Source organism: Rhizobium mongolense subsp. loessense (assembly GCF_900099775.1).
In the GTDB taxonomy this organism is placed as follows: Bacteria; Pseudomonadota; Alphaproteobacteria; order Rhizobiales; family Rhizobiaceae; genus Rhizobium; species Rhizobium loessense.
On sequence record NZ_FMTM01000011.1, the window covers coordinates 97,756 to 119,014 of the forward strand.

The following is a 21,259-nucleotide window of genomic DNA, read 5'->3' on the forward strand; positions in this document are numbered from 1 at the left end:
CATGGCCGAACAGGAAAGCACCGCTGCAGTTGGTGTCACGGAAGCCAAAGAAGTCGACCTTCAGGAGTTCAGCGAACTTCTGGAAAAGGACTTCAAGGTCAAAAAAGATGACAGCGACAAGCTTCAAACCTTGGTCAGAAATCTGGCGCTTGCTGCTCGCGGCCGTACAGAATCGACCGTCATCTCTTCCAACGCGATCAAATCGATCAAGTCCTTGATTGCCGGCATCGACAAGCTGCTGACCGAGCAGACCAACGAAATTCTCCATGCGCCTGAAGTGCTTCAGATGGAGGGGACATGGCGCGGACTGTGGTACCTCGTGAACAATACCGAGACGGATCAGAAGTTGAAGATCCGCGTCATGAACATTTCGAAGGAGGAGTTGGCTGATACCCTTGAGGATTACGAGGGTCAGATGTGGGACCAAAGCCCCATATTCAAGAAAGTCTACACCGACGAATACTCGATGCTCGGCGGCAACCCCTTTGGCTGCCTGATCGGCGCCTACGAATTCTCAAATCACCCGAAGGATGCCGGTCTCCTCCGCAACATGTCCGGCATCTGCGCCTCGGCGCACACCCCCTTCATCGCAGCCGCCGCCCCCCGTCTGTTCCGCATGGAAAGCTGGCAGGAACTGCCGAACCCGCAAGACCTGCAACAGATCGTGTCGTCGCCGGCCTATGCCTCATGGCAGTCACTGCGCGAGAGCGAGGACGCCCGTTACATCGGGTTGACAATGCCACGGGTGCTGGCGAGGCTGCCTTATGGCGCAGAAACCGTTCCTGTGAAGGGCTTCGCGTTCGAGGAAGAGGTCCAGGGCGACCATCACCGATATGTCTGGATGAACGCGGCCTTCCCAATGGGGGTCAACATCAACCGCAGCCACAAGCTGTTCGGCTGGGGCACGCAAATCCGCGGGGTCGAGAACGGCGGGGCAGTGATCAATCTCCCTGTCCATAACTTCCCGACCGACGACGGGACGGTGGCGATGAAATGCCCGACCGAGGTCGCCATTGACGATCGGCGCGAGGCCGAGCTCGCCAAGCTCGGGCTGATGCCGATCCTCCATCGCAAAAACACTGATATTGCTGCCTTCATCGGCGCCCATTCGTTGCAAGACGACGAAGCGAGAGCCGGCCGTCTGGTCGACCCGGATGCTCAGGCCAACGAGAGGCTGAGTGCAAATTTGCCCTACCTTTTCCCGGTTTCCCGTTTCGCCCATTACCTGAAGGCGATCGCTCGGGATAAGATCGGCTCATTCAAGGAACGTGCCGACATGCAGATTTGGCTGACGGAGTGGATCAACCGCTACGTTCTCGCCAACCCTGCCTTTGCCGACGAAAAAGCCCGCGCAAAACGTCCCCTTGCAGCCGCCGAGGTCCAGGTTGACAGCGTGGAGGGTCGCCCCGGCTGGTACAATGCTCGGTTTTATCTGCGGCCCCACTACCAGCTAGAAGGCATCAATGCTTCGCTCCGGCTCGTATCGGAGCTGCCGTCTATGAAGTCCTGAACAACATTTAGCCGATGGGAGGTTATTCATGAAAATCGACGGTTTTCTCAAGGTACCTGACATCACGGGGCCGAGCGTTCGCGACGGCCACGAAGACGAAATCGAGGTGCACGGAGTGGAGTTTGAAATGCAGGCTCCTTTCGATCCGAATTCGCTATCGCGGAGAGGCCGCGTCAGCTTGGGCATGCTCAATTTCATCAAGCACTACGACAAGGCCTCGCCCTATCTGAAGAAGGCTCTGTTCGACAACAAGCTTCTGGACGAGGTCAAGTTTTCTGCGCGCAGAACGATAGAAGGCGAAACGAGCGACTACCTGGTCATCACGTTGAAGGAAGCTTCGGTGACCAACTACACCATGAAGCCGAGTGAGGAAGAGCCAGATGTGATCGAAGAGCGTGTCGGCTTCGCTTACAAGAACATCACTTTCAATTACGACGACAAGGACGAGGTCGAGATGGATGTCTATGTCGGCAAGTGACAGCTGGCAAAAAGGGTTTGGAAGGAAGGCGAGACCCGGGGGGCACCTGCGGGCGACTCGCGAAGCGATCCAGCCGTCCTTGTGGGATCGCCTGGTGAACGACCTGCCGGGGCTCAACTCGGAAATCAACCAACTTCGGCAGGCGATCCAGAAAGAGATAGACGTCGAACGTCTGAACGGGCTGGTTGCCGCAGGGGTTCACCAAATGGAGGCCGCTGCGGATATCAGCGCCGAGCAGAAGAAGAACATACACCGCCTGTTCTCTCTTGAGCGACGCCAGGCAGAACTGGAAAGTCGCGGCGTCGTCGTCTCGACCGATGTGCTGCGCGAGGCGGTGCGGCGTGACATCGAGGCGCTTTTTAATGCGCAACGCTTCGAATCCACGCCACTCTTGACGGATTTAGAGGCAGATCAGGCTGGCGACAACCCTCCGTCGCTTGAGGATTTCCCGGAAGTTCGCCGCAGCGTGATCAATTATGGGGTTCCCCCCTTCTCCGGCCGTTCCTCCCGTGACTTCGACCGCGATGAACTGTCGAAGGAAATCCGAAGCGTGCTCGCCGCGTTTGAACCTCGGCTGAAGGAAAGTGCGACGAAAGTTACCGTCAGCCTCGGCGACAGGGCGACCGGCCTCAGGATCGACATCGACGCACTGCTGCTTACCTCGCCGGCGCCGGAACGGCTGCTCCTGCGCACGATACTCAACCTCGACGACGGTTCGGCGCGGACTGAACTTAAGGACACCTGACCATGGACCGGGTCTTCCTGGAGTATTACGAGGAAGAACTCACCCACATCCGCGCGCTCGCCGCCGAGTTTGCAGATATGCATCCCTCGATCGCACGCAACCTTTCCCTTGACACGGCCCCCTGTCCCGACCCCTTCGTAGAACGCCTGCTGGATGGTGTGGCTTATCTCGCCGCGCGCACCCGACAGAAGGTGGATGCAGAAAGCTCCCGTTTCGCACGAAGCGTGCTCGAAAATTTCTATCCGGATCTCGTTTCGCCGACGCCCGCAACCGCCATGGCTTTGCTGAAGCCGGGCCAGCAGGTTCAAACGATGCTCGCAGGACACCTTGTGAAGCGCGGGACCCGGCTGGTTTCGAGCGTCCGCCCAGGCATTTCCACCCGGTGCATCTATACCACGGCGCAGGACGTGATGCTCTGGCCGCTCGCGATCACCTCGGCCACCTACATACAGGATCGAAGCGCACTCGCGGCAGCGGGGATTGCTCCGATTGACGGAGTAACCGGTTCGGCGGCATTGAGCATCACCTTCAATCGAACTGGCAAAGGCAAGCTCAGCGACTTGTCGCTCGACCGCCTGGATCTGTATTTTGGTGACAAGAGCAAGGCGTCGCTGCTCTTCGATACGCTCTTTGGCGCTTGCGCCGCGACCGGCGCCCGCCCGGAAGGACGCGATAACGCCCTAAGCGCACTTCCGGAGCCGGAGATGATCGGGATCTCCGACGACGAAGCGCTTATGCCGCGCACACGCGAAACATTCGAAGGCTACAGGCTTTTGCGGGAATACTTCATCGCGCCGGAAAGATTTCACTATGTGCGCGTCAAAGGGCTGCAGCCGGTCGTTCGGCGCTGCGGGGCTGGGCTGGAATTGCTCTTTCTTTTGCGGCGTCCCATCCCCGAGCTTGCGAATATCGCAGCGAAAGATTTCGAACTCTTCGCAACGCCAATCATCAATCTGTTCGAGCGCGGCTGCAACGTTATCGAACTCGATGCACGGCGGACCCGGCAAGTGCTTCACGCCGATCGCACCCGTCCAAGGGATTTCGAGATCTATCGCGCAATCCGCATCGAAGATGCCGATGTCGAAGGCCCCGACGCCGAGATGCCGGCTCTCTTCAGCCTGGGCCAGAACCGTGGAAACGGCTGGGTCTATTTTACCGAACGCCGCCCGCGGCGCCCGAGTGAAGACGAGCTTCGCCAGGGGCAAACGCGGACCTCCTATACAGGTGACGATGTCTTCATCACGCTTTCGCGCCCGGCTCAGTCGAAAGCCGCCCGGCCACCGAAGCGGATCGAAGTGACGGCGCTCTGCACCAATCGCGATCTACCGATATTGGACGACACGCCGTCCCTCACGCTCGAGAGCGGCGATCCCGTCGAGACCATCCAGCTCCTCGGCGCGCTGCGGCCGCCGTGGCCCTCGATTCCAGCGACGCTCCCGGCTGGAGCAGTGGAAGGCTCCAGAGCCGATGAACTCGCCTGGCGGCTCATAGCGCAACTCTCGCTGAACTTCCTCAGCCTGGCCGAGGAGGGCCGCGGGGTTGATCCGCTTCACGCTCTACTTGAGCTTTACGCGAACCGCGGGGATCCGGGCCTAAGCCGGCATGTGCGCGCCGTCGCCCGCGTCGAGGCTCGACCCTTGATCGAGCGCTTGGCAATTGCCGGGCCAATGTGTTTCGCGCGCGGCACCGAGGTTACGCTTCATATCGACCAATCCGTGCTTGCCGGGCACAGCACGTTGTTGCTCTCGGCGCTGCTGGCAAGGCTTTTTGCCCGCTATGCGGCAATCAACGCATTCGTGCGAACCCGCGCACGGATCATACAGAAGCAGGAGGATGTGCTATGGCCCATAGCGCCGGGCAATCGCTTCCTGATCTGAAGGACGCGGCTCCATCCCTTGAGGCGTTCGACTTTTTCGAGCTCCTGCGGCGCCTCGAAGACGACGGACGGCTTTTTGGTCAGGCCGGCCGCCCGGACCGGGAGCCGGCGCGGCTCGGACAGCATGTGCGGCTCGGTTTTGCCGCGCAGGATGTCGCGAAGGTCGAGCCGGCCACCGAAACCACGCCGGCTCGCGTCACGGTCTCGAACCTCGGATTGCTCGGGCCAGAGGGTCCAATGCCCCTCTACCTAACGCGTTGGGTGCTGGATCGGCTGTCGCAGCGCTGGTTTGCCAGGGCGGACATGCGGGAGGTCAGCGATACGACCTTCGTCGATTTCGTGAATATTCTTCAGCATCGCATGATCGCGCTCTTTTATCGGGCGTGGGCCGACGCTCATCCGGCGGTGCAGGTTAGGCGCCACGACGGCGGCCGTATTCGCGCAATGTCGGCAGCCCTGGCGGGCCTTGGCTTGTGTGGTAGGGGGCATGATGAGCGCGCAGCTATCGATGCCACGAAGCTCTCTCACGCTCCGGCGCTTGCCCATCAGGTAGACGGACCGGAGAGACTCACCCTGTTTCTTGCCGACCTCTTGAAGGTGCCGGTTCGGCTTCGCGAATTTGTCGGCACCTGGATGCCTATACCGAACGGGCTCCAGTCCCGGCTTGGCGGCGCGCATGTGCAACTCGGACGAAGCGCCACGATCGGACCGAGGACGTTCCAGCGGCAGCAAAGGATAGAGCTCTCCATCGGCCCGTTGACGCTTGCCGACTTCGTAGCTTTCCTGCCCGGCTGCGAACGGCGTGAAACGCTGCAGACCGCGATCCGCGATCTCGTGGGATACGGGCTCGATGTCGACGTAAGGCTCGTGCTCAGGCGGGACGAGGTTCCCGCGGCCAAATTGGGAGCAGCGCGGATCGGACAAATCGCCTGGCTCCCTCGACCGAAAGATCGCAGTGACGCAGATGATCTGTGCATACGCACCATCATTGGCTGGCGGCCGGACATGCCGGAGGCTGCGGCATGAGCCTGATCCTTACTCTCGAGCACGCGCCCCGACCCCAAGCCGTTCGCCAGATGCGGCTCGTCGAGGGAGAGCTCGTCATCGGTCGCAGCGCAGACGCCGACTGGCGGATCGACGATCCCGACATGTATATCTCACGCGCTCATTGCACGATCGGCTGCGTTCGCGGCCAGTATGTGGTGACGGATACCTCCAGCGGCGGGCTCTTCATTGATGGGTCGCGCACGCCTCTTGGGCTTGGGAACTCCGCCCCGCTGCATGACGGAGCGCGGCTGCAGCTCGGCAATTATGTTGTCCGCGTCGATTTCCAGGCGACGCCGACGGAGCGCGTGTCTGACCAGCCGGCTTCCCCACCGCCGGTCGGCTTCGAGCGGGACGACTTCTTCTCCGAGCGCAGAGAGCCGGCAGCGCCCACCCCGCGGCCGGCGGGATTGCCCGACCCATTCGAACAACCAGCCGCAGGGGCATTCGCCGCAGCAAGCAGGGGCGAGACAGCAAAAGGGACGCCCATGTTCGACGATCCCTTCAGCCTTGATCCGTTGCCAGCACCCGGTCAGGACAAGGGGGCTTGGGATTTTTCTTTACCCAGTACAACGCCGCCCGAGCAGTCTGTCACAGAGCCCCCAGCCGAACTGCATCCTGCCCCGACACCACAAGCAAGGCCGATGCAGGAAAGGACGGCACAGACCGAAGCCGCCTTGCGCGACGCCTTCCTTCGGGGACTGGGGCTCGGCGCCGATGAGTTCACGACATCCGATCCGGTCGCCCAGATGGAGAATTTCGGCCGGGAATACCGGATGATGCTGGAAGGGCTGATGCATCTCCTGCGCAAGCGGACCGAAGAAAAAGGCGAAGCGAGGATCGCCCAGACTGTGGTTGGAGCATCCGAGGTCAACCCTCTTAAATTCCTTCCCACGGTGGACGACGTGATCGCGACCTTCCTGGCGCAGCGCCAGGCCGGCTTTCTTCCTTCTGAGGCCGCCATCGGCAGTTCCATCCGCGATCTCGCACACCACCATGTGAGAACGTGGCGCGGCGTCCAGGCGGCGCTCGCCAGGATGATTGACCGCTTCGACCCGGCGACCCTGGAAAGCGAACTGAAATCGCACTCGGCGTTGGATGCCCTGCTTGCGGGTGGCCGGCGGGCAAAGCTCTGGGAGCTTTATGAGAAACGCTATCGCGAGATCGCCAAAAGTGCGTCGACGCGCTTCCTGGGCGAGATCGGCAGCGACTTTCGGGACGGCTATGAAGAGAGGGAGAACGACTGATGCTTAACCGACGCGACTTTCTGATGGTGATCGGCGCGACAGGCGCGCTTTCCGCCTGCATGGGCGGCCCGCCAAAATCGTCGACCGTAACGGTCACGGCGACGGGACAAGCGGGGATGAATGCCGCCGCTGGTGGTGGGGAACGTCCGGTGACCCTCCTTGTTCTTCGGCTGAAGGATGTCGGAAAATTCAACTCTGCCGACATTTTCGCCCTTCAATCCGATCCGGCCGGCGCGCTCGGAGCAGACCTCGTCGGGTCCGAGCAAATGACGGTCGCCCCGGGTGCAAGCGCCTCAAAGACGGTCGCGTTCCCGCCAGAAGCCACTTTCCTCGGTCTTGTCGCGCTGTTCCGCGAACCGGGCGGTCGCACCTGGCGAAGGAGCGTGCCGATCAGGCCGGAATCGACGGTGACGGCGAATGTCGTACTCAGCCGCGGCGGTATGGCGCTCGCGCTCGCCTGAATGGAGGGCGTTCAGCATGACGGATATCAACAAGGTGCTTTGGTCCGAGGGGCTCTTCCTCCGGACGCAGCATTTCCAGCAGCAGGACCGTTATATCGAAGCCTTGGTGCGGGGCGCGCTGCAGGCTGGACGGCTGCAGACCTTCGGTTTCAGGTCCCTCACGCTCGATGCCGCACAGCTGGAAGCCGGGCGGGTGGCCGTAACGTCGGCGCGCGGCATTTTTCCGGACGGCACCCCGTTTGCCATACCCGAAACGATGGACGCCCCCACACCTTTGACAATCACGGGTGACATGGGCGCGGGAGCGGTGCAGCTCGCCCTGCCCTTGGAGCCACCCGGCGGGGCCAGCTTCGACCCGGCTCACCGCGAACCAACCGGAGCGCGGTTTAGAGGACGGATCGAGTGGATACGCGATGCCGTCCACGGGGGCGCTGATCCGGAAGAGATCGAGATCGCCCGGCCGCAAGCCCTGCTCCTCTCGCCGGCGCAGGCGACCGGTGGCTACACGGCAATGCCCGTGACGAACGTTACCGGGCTGCTCTCCGACGGCAGTGTGGCGATCTCCGATAATTTCCTCCCGCCGGCACTCGCAACCGGTGCGGTACCCTTCTACGGCCAGCTCCTGCAGGAGGTAATCACGGGGCTCGACCGCATAGCCGAAGCGCACGGCAAGATGGTGCTTGGCGGCCCCGGCCGCAGCGTGGAAAATCTGCTGGTGCTCGATCTCGCCAACAGTGCGCGCCCGCGCCTGGCCCACATGCTCCCTCAGGAGGTTTTTCATCCGGCCGAGCTCTTTCTGGAACTCAGTGGACTGGCTGGCCGAATGGCAACCTACGGATCGGGCTCCCGTCGGCTGAGCGAGCTTCCCACCTATGAGCATATGGCGCCGGGGCCGGCCTTTGCCGCACTCGCCGACACATTGCGCTCGCTGATCTTGAGCCTGCGCTATGTCGAGCCGAAGTCGCGGGCGCTGCCGGTTCTGAAGCACGCAACCAACGTCTGGAAAGTCCGCGTCGACAATCCCGAACTCCTAACGGCCAGCCGCATCGTTGTGCGCGTCGGATGCGACATGTCCGACGAGGCATTGCGCAAGATCTTCGTCGATCAGGTGACCGTCGGTGCTGCGGACGAATTCGAGGCGCTGTGGAAGTCTCGACTGCCCGGCATCCGCCTCAAGCCTCTTCACTCGCAGCCCCGCGAGATCCCCTACGACGGAGACCGTCTCTGCCTTGAGCTCGATCAACGCAGCGAGCACTGGGAATCGCTTCTGCGCTCGCCCGGCTTCGTGATCGGAGTTTCCGGCGTTTTGCCCAGCGAACCACAGGTCGACTGCTATTCGGTAAACAGGTAGCACCATGGCAAGTGAGGATCCATTCGGCCTTTCGGAAGATCAGGGCCGTACACGCATCCGCCCGCCGGCGGGGGCAATGCCTGTCATTCCCACCGGCGCATTGGCGAGACGCGCGCGATCCCACCCCAATACGCTGATCAACGCTTTCGCCACCTTGCTTGAATTTGCGCCGGAACTCGAGAATGCATTGCCACCTGGCAATCCGGAAGCGCTGCGGACCAGACTTATGGAGGAGCTGGTTTCGGCGCGCGATGCGGCCGTGGCCTCCGGCGCAAGCCTGGCACGGGCAGATGCGGCCGCCTGGGCTGTCGCCTCCCTGCTTGACGATCTGGCGCTCAATACGCCTTGGGGCGGCTCCAGCGCCTGGCCGCGCCAGCCGCTGGTCGTCATGCTCCGCGGCGATGTGGATGCCGGAGCGCAGTTCTTCGCCAGGCTGGAGGAGCTGGAGCGCTATCCCGGCCGCGATCGTGAACTGCTGGAGCTGCAATACTTCTGTCTGGCGCTTGGTTTCCGCGGCAAATATCGGGTGCCGGGGCGTGCGGGCGATCGCTCCATCAGCGCCGTTCGCGCTGCAGCCGCTCGCTTCCTGCGGGATCCAGATGCCGAAGGCGCGCCGCTCTCGCCCAAGTGGGAGGGTGTCGCGGCAGCCGACGAGCCTTTCCGCTTTGCCGTTCCAATCTGGGTGCTCGCAGTCGTGGCTGTGGCGCTCGCGACGGCGATTTACGTGCTTTTGTCGATGCGGCTAGGCGCCAAGGCGGAAGAACTTGCTACGCTCGTTCGGGCGATACCGCCGCCGGAGCGTGCCGAGATCTATCGGCCGGAAAAGCGCGCGCCGGCACCGGATGCGCCGCGGGTCGAACCTGTCGTCCTTGAGCTGCTGCCGGAATTCCGTGGCGCCGCACCTCCTGCGCTTCTGCCGGCCTTGAAGGGCAATGAAAACGCCTCTCGGGTCACACTCCTGCTTCAGTCGAGCACTCCGGAGCTTTTCCAGTCTGCCCGCCCCGAACTGACGAAAAGCTTCGAGCCGCTCGTCGCATCCGTCGCAGCTGTTATCAAGGAGAATGCCGAACTGATCAGAAGCGTCACGATTATCGGACATACCGACAATGTTCCCCTCCAGGCCTCCAATCCGCTATCCAACAACCAACGCCTCTCCGAGGCGCGCGCCGCAACGATTGCCGCTTTACTGCGTGCAAGCGGCTTGCCGCCTGAGCGCTTGAAATCGGAAGGACGTGCGGCAACGCAGCCGCTTGCCAGAAATGACACGCGCGAAGGCCGGGCTGCCAACCGCCGCATCGAGCTCCTGATCGAGAAGGGGCTCTGACATGGCGATCTTTCGTTTCCTCTGGGCGATCCTAACCTCGCGCTGGCTCTGGACCTTCATCGGGCTCGTGTTGCTGTCCCTAATCGTCTGGATCTTCGGCCCAATCGTCAGTGTCGGAGAGAGCGCGCCGTTAGCGTCCGAGACGGTGCGATTGGTCATCATTGGCCTTCTCCTCGTGCTGTTTCTCATCTGGTGGATCGCGGCACAACGCCGCGCAATCCGCGCCAATCGCCTTTTCGTTTCCGAAATCGCCCCGCCGCCGGAAGCGCCCCCTAGCCCAGCTGAGGAAGGCGTCGCCTCCGTGGGCGCAAAGTTCCGGGAAGTGATGGCAGAGCTGAAACGCCACAAAATCGGTGGCCGAAAGTTTCTCCGCGAGATGCCTTGGTACGTGATCATCGGCCCGCCTGCGACCGGCAAGACAACGGCACTGCGGCAATCTGGACTGAGCTTCCCCATCGACCTCTCCGACGATTTGCATGGGGTGGGCGGGACGCGCAACTGCGACTGGTTCTTTTCCGAAGAGGCGGTGCTGATCGACACTGCGGGCCGCTATGTTCAACAGGAAAGCCAACCCGACGTCGATGCAGCGGAATGGTTGGGCTTTCTCGATCTTCTGAAAAAGCACCGGGGCCGCCGGGCCTTGAACGGCGTCATCGTGGCACTCGCCATCGACACGCTTTTGGAAGGCGACGCGACCATTCGGGCGCATGGCCGTCAGATCCGCAAACGGCTGACCGAACTTCAGGAACGGCTCGAGATCCGCCTGCCCGTCTACCTGATGCTGACCAAGGCCGATCTCATAAAGGGGTTCGAGACTTTCTTCGGAGGGCTCTCGACGGCCGATCGCGAACAGGTTTGGGGAGCAACCTTCCCGCCCGGCGCGAGCATCGACGGCAGCGCAGTCACGCGGGAACTCGCAGCATTGGCTGGCGTGCTCGAACGACGCCTCGTTCCTCGTCTTGAAGGTGAAGAAAACTTTACCGCCCGTGCGGAGATATTCCGCTTCCCGGCACAGGTCGAAAGCCTTTCCGAGCCTATTCGCGTGTTGGTCGAAACCGTTTTCGGTGAAAGCCGCTATGCCGAAAGCGCCTGGTTGCGCGGTATCTATCTAACCTCCGCCACTCAGGAAGGCACGGCAATCGACCGGCTGACGGCAGCCCTCGCTTCCTCTTTCGGCCTCCCGGCACAGCTCGCCGCGCCGATGCCGCGGGTTGAGAAGCGCAGCTTCTTCCTGAAGGACCTGCTCACGAAAGTGATCTTCAAGGAGGCGGGCCTCGGCACATTCGATCCTGCCGCAGAGGAACGGCGTATCTGGATATGGCGCGGCGCTGCAGTGGCCGCCGCGGCTTTGGTTGTCGTGGCCGGTCTGGCCTTTACGGTTTCCTATCGGAAAAACAACGCGGCTCTTTCGGCCCAGGCCGAACAGTTTGAAGCCTTGCAGCTTCCGCTCACTCCGGTTGCTGCGCGTCAGGCGCCGCTGGAACCGCTCGATCTGGATGTGGCGCTCGAGGCCGCAACCGAAGTATCGAATGCCCGTACCGTGCCGCCAGGTGGCATAGCTGCCTTGATCGGGCCTTCCGCCGCAACCGAGATCAGACAAGCGCAGGCCGACGCCTATCACCGCTCGCTTCGCAACATATTGGAACCGCGCATGGTCGCGCTGCTCGAGGCGACGATGTGGCGTCAGATCCGCGACCCGGAATTCCTTCTCGGCGCCTTGAAGACGTATCGCATGATGACCGGACTGTCGCCGATGGACCCCGAATTCGCCAAGCAATGGTGGACGGAGCGGTTGCCTGAATTCGCGCCCGTGCCGCCGTTCCGCACCGAGATGGCCGCCGACCATCAACTCGCTGCAATCGACAACATGGCGGCGGATCAAGCGCTTATCCAGCCCGATGAGGCGCTGGTGGGCGAAGCATTGCGGAGCATCTGCTCAATTCCGCTTCCGGTGCGTGCGTATAATGCACTGCTCTCAGATCCGGAGGTCAGAGCGCTTAAGGATTGGATCCCGGCGGACCACGTCGGCCCAAACGGCCTTAAGGTTCTCGCTCGACGCTCGGACAAGACTCTTAGAGTGGGCATCAGCGGCGCCTTCACCTATGACGGCTTTCACAACGTGGTTCTTGCGCGGCTGGAGGACGTGGCCACGCAGGCAGCACTCGATCGCTCCGTCTTCGCCGGAGGCTGCTCGGAAAATGCCAGCCCGTCGGTCGCCGCGCTTTCCCAGGACATCCTCAAACTTTACTACGACGATTACATCGCCAAGTGGGACAGCTTCCTGCGCGACATAAGGCTCGCGCCGCTGGTAGACCTGCAGACGGCGAGCGAAAATCTCAAGGATCTCTCCAGCGCAGACTCTTCGATGAAGCGGCTGCTGAACGCCATCGTCCAGGAGACGGAACTTACCCGTTCCGAAGATGACGCTGGGGGCAAAGTCCCTCCGGCGGCAACTTCCAAGCTTTTGTCCAAGCTCGGCAAGATCGGCAAGCTTGCCAAGAAGGGCGCGAAGCTGATGCCCGCCCCCGGCTCCAAGGCTGAAGTGGACCTCTCGGGCATGCTGGTTGCCGAGCATTTCAAACCCATCAAGGCCGCGATCGCCGAGGTCGACGGCCAACCTCCGGCACTCAATGACGCCGTCGCGGCGCTCACTGCGCTCTCGAACATGCTGCAGACCGTATCGGCAAGTCCCGATGCCCAGGATGCAATAAAGCGGCAAGGCGGCTTGGCGGAACTCACAGGGGCGGTGGCAAAACAGGCCATAACCCTCCCCGACCCGCTAGACGACTGGCTGGCCGGCATCGCCGGCGACACGAGCGGCCTTACAACGGAAGCGGTCACCTCTGAGCTTAACGCCATCTGGCGCGCCGATGTGTTGCCTTTCTGTCAGGCGGCGCTGGCGAACCGCTATCCGTTCATTCCTGACAGCGCAATCGATGTCAACGTGGTCGACTTTGCGCGGGTCTTTGGTCCGGGCGGGCTGATTGACAGCTTCATCAACAATCAGCTGATCAACTACGTCGACATGACGCGTCACCCTTGGAAATGGCGCGCGGACATCCGGCTTGATTCGTCAGCTTTAGCCGCCTTGGAACAGGCCCGGCTGATCCGCGACAGCCTCTTTCCAGGTGGTGCCGGACCGATCTTGACCTTTACGCTCGAGCCCAAGGACCTTTCGCCGACGGTCGGCCGCGTGACGCTGAACGTCGACGGCCAGAGCCTCACCTATTTCAACAACCCAACTCGCCCGCAGCCGATGACTTGGCCGGGCAAGGACGGAACGGGCGTAATTACTCTTGCCTTCCAGCCGATCGACGGTTCGCCGGAAGTGATGGTCAGCGAAACCGGGAGCTGGGCTTTCCTGCGGATGCTGCGGGCCGGCCGGTTGAGCGGGACCGAGCTTCCGGAGCTTTACAAACTGCGGCTTGCCGCCCAGGGCCACTACGCCGATTTCGAGCTTCGGGCAGCAAGCGTGGCCAATCCCTACGACTTGAAAATGTTTGCGAGGTTTTCGTGCCCGACGCAGCTGTGATCCTGCCAGGCTTCTTCGGAAAACTGCCCGCGATGGGAGATTTCGTCACGCGCGGTCTGCCGGCATCCTTCGTTGGCCCATGGGACCGCTGGATCACCCGGCATCTGGTTCACCGGTTTTCGGAGGGCTCGGTGTCGGCCCATCCCGGGTTGCGGTTTATCCTCGGGCCAGAATCCTTCGGACCCATGACCGGCGTGGTGATGGCAAGCGCCGACCGCGCGGGCCGGCGGTTTCCGCTGACGATTGCTGCTGCGCCGGCGGTTGCAGCAAGCGACATCGGGACTACCGCTACGGAGTGGTTCGATGCGTTGGAGGCGGCTGGAACACTGGCTCGCAACGGCGAACTCGACGGAGACGGCCTGGCTGCCCGGCTAACCTCCCTGCCTTTTCCCACAATCGTGGCCAGCGGAGGATTGATCCGACGGATGGTGTGCTGGGTTCGATCGTCCGAACCGATTGAGGTTAATCCAGAGGTGCCCGATTTGGCGTTCCGCCAGTTCCTTTGCGAAGCTCTGAGGTCTGGCTGATGCAAATATGGAATCAGACCGGCTTCCCGACTGAATTCACGATGGGCATGGACAAGACCAGCCACGAGTACATCGTTGTCGTGGTCAAGGGAACATTCGACTTTCCCGACACGCCGGGTGGCCCCGTGCGAAAATCATCCGCGCAGGTGCCGCTGGAGATGGCCGATACCCAAACGGGTGAACCGGGTTTTTCGGCCACTCTTTGGGAGACGGACTTTGCCTTCCGCAAGCCGCGCTGCGACGTGATCGCCAATGGGTGCGCTTACGCACCGGGCGGACGTCCCGCCGAGCGCGTTCGGGTTGGTATCAAGCTTGGTGACTGGTCAAAGGCCTTCGACGTCGTCGGTCATCGCGAATGGCGCGCCCGGGGCCCACTCTTTGCCGCCACGGCGCCGCTGCCCTTCCTGCGCCAGCCTTTCTCTTACGATACAGCGTGGGGAGGCACCGACCGCCTCGATCCCGAGGACAAGCTTCCCGCCAGCTACCCCCTCAACCCAATTGGCACGGGATGGGCGCGGCCGAAGAACCAGCATCTTATCCCCGGCCTGAGATTGCCCAACACCCAAGCCATTGAAGAGGAGATCCGCTCGCCCTTCGGCGACTATCGGCCGATGAGCTTCGGCCCTTACGGGAGAGGCTGGCCAGGCCGGATCGAATATGGCGGCACTTATGACGACAACTGGACGAGGAATATCTTTCCGTTCCTGCCGCCGGACTTCGACGAGCGATATTTCCAGATGGCGCCGCCCGACCAGCAGATCGATTCCCCCAGAGGGGGCGAAGAGGTGGTGCTGGTAAACCTGACTCCCGCGGGCCGGGAAAGCTTCCGTCTCCCCAGCACCAGCTTACCAATGACGCTGTTCAAGGGACGCGAGAAAGCCTTCGAGAGCGGGATACTGCCTGACACAATCCTGTTCGATCCCGATAACCGGCGCTTTTCGCTGGTCTGGCGGATCTCGCAGCGCATCCACCGGACAATCCTTGATTTCAGCGAATGTTGGGTTGGCCCGCCGACGGAATCCATGCTGAGGGCGCGCGCGACCGGCCGTGCCTTTGTGCGCGCGGTTGGTACAGCAAGGCTGCAAGAGGAGGAAGACGAGGCATGATCGCCCCGATCGATGTCATCTCTATCGGGATGGTGACAGCCGTCGGGCTCGATGCGCCGTCTGCCTGCGCGGCGATGCGGGCGCGGCTGGACGGCTTTCAAGAGACGCGCTTTCTGGGACCCGGTGGCGATTGGCTAATCGGTGCTCCCGTACCCTTGCCGCGCAACTGGATCGGCGAAAAGCGCATTGCCCATCTCGCGGCAGCCGCCATCTGCGAAGCCTTCGAAGCCGTGCCGCGGGCTCGCGGCCAGACCGCGCTCATTCTCTGCCTTGCCGAGAAGGAACGATCTGGCCGCCCCGCCCCCAATGGCGCGCGACTGCTTAGTCGCATCGCCGATATTGTGGAAAGTCCGCCGCACGGCCGCTCAAGGATTGTTGCCCATGGGCGTCCCTCGGGACACGTCGCCCTCGGGCAGGCGCGTCGGATGCTTGTGGCCGGCGAGGCACCCTATGTAATGATCGTCGGCGTCGACAGCTATTTGACGACACAGGCCATTGCTCACTACCTCGCCGACGATCGCCTGCTGACCCCCGACAATCCAAACGGCTTTATCCCCGGTGAAGCAGCCGCAGCCGTGCTCTGCACACGCTCGCACAACAGCGGAATTCGCCTCTTCGGACTCGGCCTCGCCCACGAGCAGGCCTTCATCTACAACTCGGACGACCTTCCGCTACGCGGCGACGGCATGACCTCGGCTTACCGCACAGCACTTGATGAGAGCGGCATAGAGATGAATCGCCTCGGCTATCGCATCGCCGATCTCATCGGAGAGCAGTACTGGTTCAAGCAAAGTGCGCTGGCCAGTCTGCGCCTCGTACGCGGTGCTCATGGGTTTCAGGACATCTGGAGCCCTGCCGAATCCCTTGGCAACGTCGGCGCTGCCGTGGTTCCGCTGATGATTGGAATGGCTTTCACCGCTGCCCGCAAGGACTACGCCGCCGGAAACCCGGTTTTGATCGAAGCCTCTAACGATTCCGGCGCCTGCGGCGCCGCGATCCTTACGGCGAGGACTGCCTGATGGGCGACGTTTACGCCAATGGGCTCGAGATTTCTGGCAAGGCAGTGAACGCCAGAACAATTGCGGTTTTCCCGGATACCTGCTTCACCCCGCCCGAGAACCCGGCAACGCCACCGGGCGTGCCGGTGCCTTATCCAAGCTTCGGATTTGCCAGCGAGACTGAGAAAGGCACCGGCACGGTCAAGATCGGCGGGCAGACCGTCAACATCAAGAACAAGTCCGACCTGTCGAGAACGTCAGGCACCGAGGCGGGTTGCGCGGCCAAGAAGGGCATAATCACGTCAAAGAACATGGGTAAGGAGTATTTCCATTCCTGGTCCAACGACGTGAAATTTGATGGCGAGCCGGTCATCCGGATGTCAGACCTCGCCACGAACAACCATGCTTCGCCTCAGAGCAACACGGTTACGTGGCCCCATGTGGCAAAACTCAAGTCCGGTCGATTCAACTGCGAACAAGTTCTGAATGATCTGAAAATACATCTCCACAAGCACGAGGATAACCCTTGCGGGAGCATGAGCCATAACGGACAGCAGCTGCAGTCCGAGCACATGTGCATGAACGCCTTTTTCCAGAACAATCGCGCTCAGGACACTTCGATTAAAGGTTTCGAAAAATACAGCTGCAAAGGAGCCCCCTGCATTTGCATGCAGGGACCGGGGCATGCAAACCCGAACAGCACACATGGCAAAAAGACGATGGCTCAGTTCGCGCTTGTCGCAGACCTAAAGGAGTCAGATACTCAGCCTACGTTGGGTAAGGTTATCGACTCCGAAATGGAGAGCATCAAGGCAAACCACGAAAACCTACAGCCAAGGCCAGGTGATAGGCAGCATAACGCGAAGGTTAAGGCTGCGCTTGATTGTCTGAAGCAGGTCGTGGAGAACTATTTTGAGTGGGTGACAGGCAAGAATAAGAAGGACATGCGCGAAACTGAATGCCGCATGCCTCAGCCTAGCACTGATTTCCCAACGCCCCCGAGCGGCGTCAGGCTGCCGGGGACTGTAACCACTTTTCGATAGGAGCCACATCATGGCCCAGTCGCCAACGAACCCAGGAGAGTATATCAGCTGCCTGAAGGTAGAGGGCCGGGGAGAAGCCGATGCCTTCATTCTGATTGTGACAACGAATGAAGAGCGGACGCTCCACGTCTCCCGAATCTTCTTCTATCAGAACTTTCCGACTCAAGAAGGGACCATAGCCGTCTCGCTCGACACCTGGCTTGTGGATTTCACTGTTGCGACAGATGGCACGATCATCTCCATTTCAGCGGACGGTGTGGTGTGGAGCACACGAGGTGGCGACCCCGCCCAAACCAAGCTATCGCGTGATCCTCTGACCAAGATCTGTGGTCCCCTCGACAGCGCGACTATTGCGACGGTGGGGTTTCACGGTCGTGCTTTTCGGCAAGATGGCGACACTTGGACCGACCTGAACTATCCTGATGATCACAACCTTTACGACGTAACTGCCCTCTCCAACAACGATATCTATGTCTGCGGTGCCGGGGGGGTATTTGCGCATTACGATGGAGTAGATTGGACGCAAATCGACCTTCCAACGAATCGGAACCTTCACACAGTCACCCACAACGCTGACGGTCGGGTCGTCGTCGCGGGTAATGCAGGGATTATTTTTGTCGGGTCGCTTGCTGCCGGCTTCGAGGAAACCTCGGCCGAGGAAGTTGATATTCATGGCTCGTGTGTGTACCGGGGGCGCTTCGTCCTGGCCTCGCCCGGATACGGCTGCTTTGCGCTTGACGGGACAACGGTGTCCGAGTTCCAAAGAGGGTTCGAGCCATTCCGCATAACAGCGAACGGGCGCCACCTGCTCGCCGCTGAGGATGCGCGCGTCGTCCTGTACGATGGAAGTGCCTGGCGGGTTATGGATGTGTTCTGAGTTAGGCCTCGAGTAGAACGGTGTCAGTGAACCCGCCCTAGCGGCTCGCCACCAGATACGCCCGCACTTTCTCAAGATCGAGATCGACCACCCGCGGCGCCTCCTGCACCGACAGCATCCGCACCACGAACAACTCCCCCGCCTCCGGAAACTCGGCGTACCGCTCCTTCGCGATCTCCAGTCCCGCCCTCCCCGCCACTCTGAGCCCGTCGAGATGCGCCTCGAGCCGCTCGACCAAGCGCGCAAGCCGCTCCTCATCCATGTCGGGGTTCTCGTCCGGATGGAGCAAGTGGTAGTCGTAGACCGTCCACAGGAATGCCGCCATCTCGGCGTGCTGGCGGACGATTTCGCGAAGAACAGGCGCGGCTGGCATCAGTTGAGGTTCACCGATCCGCCACGAATGCGATTTGCGGCGCTGGCGTGGCTTGTCACATAGGTGCCGCGGATGGTGATGTGGCCGTCCTTTTCCATGATGATTGTCGCCTTGCCGCAACGAAGCTCGATGCGCTCCTCTCCAGTGATCCGGACGCGCTCTCCATCGCGAATGACATTTGGCGTCGAAGACTTGCGCGCCGGCTCCACAATTCGGCCGACGATCAACGGTCGCGTCGCGTCTCCACCCTCGAAGAGCAGCGCGACCTCGGCACCGATCATTGCTGATGTGAGGTCGGCTAAGGTTCGTGCGGGCAATGCAGTATCCCGGGGGTTGCCGGGAAAGACTACCAGTGGCGCACCTGCGTCGAAACCCAGCAACACGCCGATCACCACTCCTTCGATGCGTTCCCGTGTGTCGAACATCTGAAAACCCCTCAATTATGACTGATCTTGCTGCCCTTCCAAACGACCTCACCGGACGCCTTGCCGTTGAACTTGCCCGTGGCCCTGACCGAAATATCCTTGCCTTCGATTGAGATCGTGCCGTCCTTCTTCATTGCAATGGCTGCCGAGCCGCACTTGATGACGACGGAGTCGCCGGCTTCGATCAGCAGATCTTTTCCAATCTTGATCAGCCCGTCCTCACCTACCTCGACCGCGCTGCCCTTGGCGACCTTCACCACCCGGGCCCCTCCGATCTCGGTTGCATCGTCCTCGCCGATCTTTGCGCTACGGCCCTTGCCGATCTCGCTCGTCTGTCCGCCGCCAATCTCGATGCTCTGGTCAGCGCCGATCTCCCAGCTGTCGGATCTACCGATGTCATGGCTCTGGCTGATACCGACGCTGACCGACCGCGACGCGCCGATGGTGTTCATCTGTGCCGCCCCGACTGTTCTGGTCTCTGCGGCCCCGACCGTATCGATCCGCGCCGCGCCGACGGTGACCGTCTGGACGATGCCAACAGTCTGGGTGTGGTTGGAACCAATGGTCTCGGTGGAATTCGCGCCGATGCCGATCGTCTCGTCCGCTCCAACGGTGAGAGAGCGGTTGATACCCACCGTCTCGGTATCGTTGGAGCCGATGTTCACTGTGCGGTTGACGCCCACTTTGGTCGTCTTGTTGTTGCCGACGTCCTCGTCGAGGTTCACCCCGACAGAGTGCTTGGCATTGTTGTCGATGCGGTCCGCTTGGTCGTGCTGGACCAGCTTGCTGCGGTCGTTCTTGATCAGCAGGTTGTGGTCCTTCTGCGCCTGGAAATAGACCTCTTCCGATCCCGCCTTGTCCTCGAAACGCAGTTCGTTCCAACCGCCCCCGCCAGGCGAGGAATTCGTCTTCAACCCGGACTGGGTGGCATTTCCCGGCAGTTCATAGGGAGGCATTTCCTTGCCGTTATAGACCCTGCCGGTGATGATCGGTCGGTCGGGATCTCCCTCGAGGAAATCGACGATCACCTCCTGGCCGATGCGGGGGATCTGGATGAAGCCCCAGCTCCCACCCGCCCAGGTTTGCGAGACCCGCACGAAGCAGGAACTGTTCTGGTCCTTCTTGCCGAGGCGGTCCCAGTGAAACTGCACCTTCACCCGCGCATATTTGTCCGTGAAGATTTCCTCGCCCGAAGGGCCCACCACCGTCGCGGTTTGCGGACCCCGCATGATCGGCCGGCGCGTGGTGCGCGGCGGCCGGTAAGTAACGGAAGTCGGTGCGACCTGGAGCGTCGCGCGAAAGCTTTCTTCCCCCGCATAAACGGCGGGGCGGTAGCCTGGGTCAAACAGGCGGTAGTCGGCGCGCAGGACGACATGCTCCGTGTTCTGATCCTTGCGCGGGAAATTTTCCAGTTTGAAGTTGCAACCCGAAGCGAGCCCCCGCACGGTGCCGGCGGCGGCGATGCGCTGATGGGCTGCCTGAATTTCCTCGCGCCGTACCACGGCGACGGTGTCGCCGCGTCCCACTGTTAGATGGGCGCCGGGATGGCGATAATGCTCGCCCTGCGATTCTGCGTGAGCAAACGGCTGCGCCGACTGCGCCATCAGGTCGGCGCCGGGCTTGGTGAAATCGTAATCCGTGTGGGCATAGGTGCCCGGCTGAACGGAACTGGTTAACACCCATTCCGTGATATATTCCTGGTCTCGGCGCATCGGTTCGCCTTCGGCGCGGAACTTGATCGTCGCATAGCCCGGCGCAGGCTTCAGCTTGTTCATGGCGTCGGCAAGGATGAGGGTGTGTTCTCCCTCGCCATATTCGAAGAAATACATGATGCCTTCATGCTCGAGCAGCCGCTGCACGAAGTCCAGGTCGGTTTCGTCATACTGCACGCAGTATTCCCGTGCCTCGTAGGAACCCTGCAGCCGCTTCTCGAACTTGGCGGGCTTATATTTCGAGAATATCTGCTCGACGATCTCCACCACATTCATGTTCTGGAAGATGCGACAGTCGGTGGTGTTACCCAGCAGCCAAAGCCAAGGCCGCAGCTCCGCCTCGTAATAGGCAAACCCTTCTTCGATGCGGGTCAGGCGAAAGTCTGAAACGAGGCCGCTGAACCACCGCTTCGGGTCTCCTGCCTCCCCCTCAACCGAAATTGGCTTTCCGAGAAGCCTCAGGGCGTCGACGTTCGCGTCGGGGCTGATGAAACCGACGGTGAAGGCAAAACACCTGCTGATCTCGTCATGGCCGATGAGGTGCGTGAAGGTCAGCGTCGCTGGTCCAAGCGGCGTCTGGACGGTTGTTTTGCGTTGTTCGTCCATGCGGAGAGTGCCCCTGTCTCGTGA

At 61.4% G+C, this 21,259-nt stretch carries 18 protein-coding genes; 15 read left to right on the forward strand and 3 right to left on the reverse strand.

Annotated features, from left to right (window positions below):
* Position 1: 1 nt before the first annotated feature.
* From tssC to BLP23_RS27085, 15 genes are read left to right on the forward strand one after another with little or no spacing between them, the layout of a single operon-like run.
* On the forward strand, positions 2-1,510 hold the full coding sequence (gene tssC / locus BLP23_RS27015; protein ID WP_040115642.1) for a type VI secretion system contractile sheath large subunit: 1,509 nt from the start codon (positions 2-4) through the stop codon (positions 1,508-1,510).
* Positions 1,511-1,538: 28 nt separating this feature from the next.
* A complete protein-coding gene (locus tag BLP23_RS27020) occupies positions 1,539-1,988 on the forward strand; it encodes an Hcp family type VI secretion system effector (RefSeq protein WP_092587809.1) in 450 nt (149 codons plus the stop codon).
* Complete coding sequence (gene tssE, locus BLP23_RS27025) at positions 1,975-2,733, forward strand: type VI secretion system baseplate subunit TssE (RefSeq protein ID WP_092587810.1); 759 nt, start codon at positions 1,975-1,977, stop codon at positions 2,731-2,733. Before BLP23_RS27020 ends, tssE begins: the two co-directional genes overlap by 14 nt.
* A gap of 2 nt (positions 2,734-2,735) precedes the next feature.
* Positions 2,736-4,610 (forward strand): type VI secretion system baseplate subunit TssF, encoded by a 1,875-nt coding sequence (tssF, locus tag BLP23_RS27030; protein WP_092587811.1) that lies wholly within the window; start codon positions 2,736-2,738, stop codon positions 4,608-4,610.
* Positions 4,574-5,635, forward strand: coding sequence for a type VI secretion system baseplate subunit TssG (gene tssG, locus BLP23_RS27035; protein WP_092587862.1), 1,062 nt, complete (start codon positions 4,574-4,576; stop codon positions 5,633-5,635). Before tssF ends, tssG begins: the two co-directional genes overlap by 37 nt.
* Positions 5,632-6,900: a type VI secretion system-associated FHA domain protein TagH gene (tagH, locus tag BLP23_RS27040; RefSeq protein WP_092587812.1), complete on the forward strand. Its 1,269-nt coding sequence runs from the start codon at positions 5,632-5,634 to the stop codon at positions 6,898-6,900. The genes tssG and tagH overlap by 4 nt, the downstream gene beginning before the upstream one ends.
* The gene (gene tssJ / locus BLP23_RS27045; RefSeq protein WP_074064413.1) at positions 6,900-7,361 is read left to right on the forward strand and encodes a type VI secretion system lipoprotein TssJ; all 462 of its coding nucleotides are present in this window, start codon (positions 6,900-6,902) and stop codon (positions 7,359-7,361) included. The genes tagH and tssJ overlap by 1 nt, the downstream gene beginning before the upstream one ends.
* Before the next feature lie 16 nt (positions 7,362-7,377).
* Positions 7,378-8,712: a type VI secretion system baseplate subunit TssK gene (gene tssK / locus BLP23_RS27050; protein WP_092587813.1), complete on the forward strand. Its 1,335-nt coding sequence runs from the start codon at positions 7,378-7,380 to the stop codon at positions 8,710-8,712.
* A 4-nt stretch (positions 8,713-8,716) separates the two neighbouring features.
* Positions 8,717-10,036, forward strand: a complete 1,320-nt coding sequence (icmH, locus tag BLP23_RS27055) for a type IVB secretion system protein IcmH/DotU (RefSeq protein ID WP_092587814.1) — start codon at positions 8,717-8,719, stop codon at positions 10,034-10,036.
* Position 10,037: 1 nt separating this feature from the next.
* Entirely contained in the window at positions 10,038-13,568 is a 3,531-nt protein-coding gene (tssM, locus tag BLP23_RS27060; protein ID WP_092587815.1) for a type VI secretion system membrane subunit TssM, read from the forward strand.
* Complete coding sequence (gene tagF, locus BLP23_RS27065; RefSeq protein ID WP_092587816.1) at positions 13,550-14,095, forward strand: type VI secretion system-associated protein TagF; 546 nt, start codon at positions 13,550-13,552, stop codon at positions 14,093-14,095. The genes tssM and tagF overlap by 19 nt, the downstream gene beginning before the upstream one ends.
* Positions 14,095-15,201, forward strand: a complete 1,107-nt coding sequence (locus tag BLP23_RS27070) for a DUF2169 family type VI secretion system accessory protein (protein WP_092587817.1) — start codon at positions 14,095-14,097, stop codon at positions 15,199-15,201. Before tagF ends, BLP23_RS27070 begins: the two co-directional genes overlap by 1 nt.
* Positions 15,198-16,220 carry a beta-ketoacyl synthase N-terminal-like domain-containing protein gene (locus BLP23_RS27075; RefSeq protein ID WP_092587818.1) on the forward strand — a complete coding sequence of 341 codons (1,023 nt, stop codon included), beginning with the start codon at positions 15,198-15,200 and terminating at the stop codon, positions 16,218-16,220. Before BLP23_RS27070 ends, BLP23_RS27075 begins: the two co-directional genes overlap by 4 nt.
* Entirely contained in the window at positions 16,220-17,242 is a 1,023-nt protein-coding gene (locus BLP23_RS27080) for a PAAR-like domain-containing protein (RefSeq protein ID WP_092587819.1), read from the forward strand. The genes BLP23_RS27075 and BLP23_RS27080 overlap by 1 nt, the downstream gene beginning before the upstream one ends.
* Before the next feature lie 10 nt (positions 17,243-17,252).
* Positions 17,253-18,119 carry a WD40/YVTN/BNR-like repeat-containing protein gene (locus tag BLP23_RS27085; RefSeq protein ID WP_092587820.1) on the forward strand — a complete coding sequence of 289 codons (867 nt, stop codon included), beginning with the start codon at positions 17,253-17,255 and terminating at the stop codon, positions 18,117-18,119.
* Positions 18,120-18,156: 37 nt separating this feature from the next.
* Here BLP23_RS27085 and BLP23_RS27090 read toward each other — a convergent pair whose 3' ends face one another.
* The 3 genes from BLP23_RS27090 to BLP23_RS27100 are packed head-to-tail and all read right to left on the reverse strand — an operon-like array spanning position 18,157 to position 21,235.
* A complete protein-coding gene (locus BLP23_RS27090; RefSeq protein ID WP_092587821.1) occupies positions 18,157-18,492 on the reverse strand; it encodes a hypothetical protein in 336 nt (111 codons plus the stop codon).
* Positions 18,492-18,917, reverse strand: coding sequence for a DUF6484 domain-containing protein (locus tag BLP23_RS27095; RefSeq protein WP_092587822.1), 426 nt, complete (start codon positions 18,915-18,917; stop codon positions 18,492-18,494). Before BLP23_RS27095 ends, BLP23_RS27090 begins: the two co-directional genes overlap by 1 nt.
* 11 nt (positions 18,918-18,928) lie before the next feature.
* On the reverse strand, positions 18,929-21,235 hold the full coding sequence (locus BLP23_RS27100; RefSeq protein WP_092587823.1) for a type VI secretion system Vgr family protein: 2,307 nt from the start codon (positions 21,233-21,235) through the stop codon (positions 18,929-18,931).
* Positions 21,236-21,259: the final 24 nt, after the last annotated feature.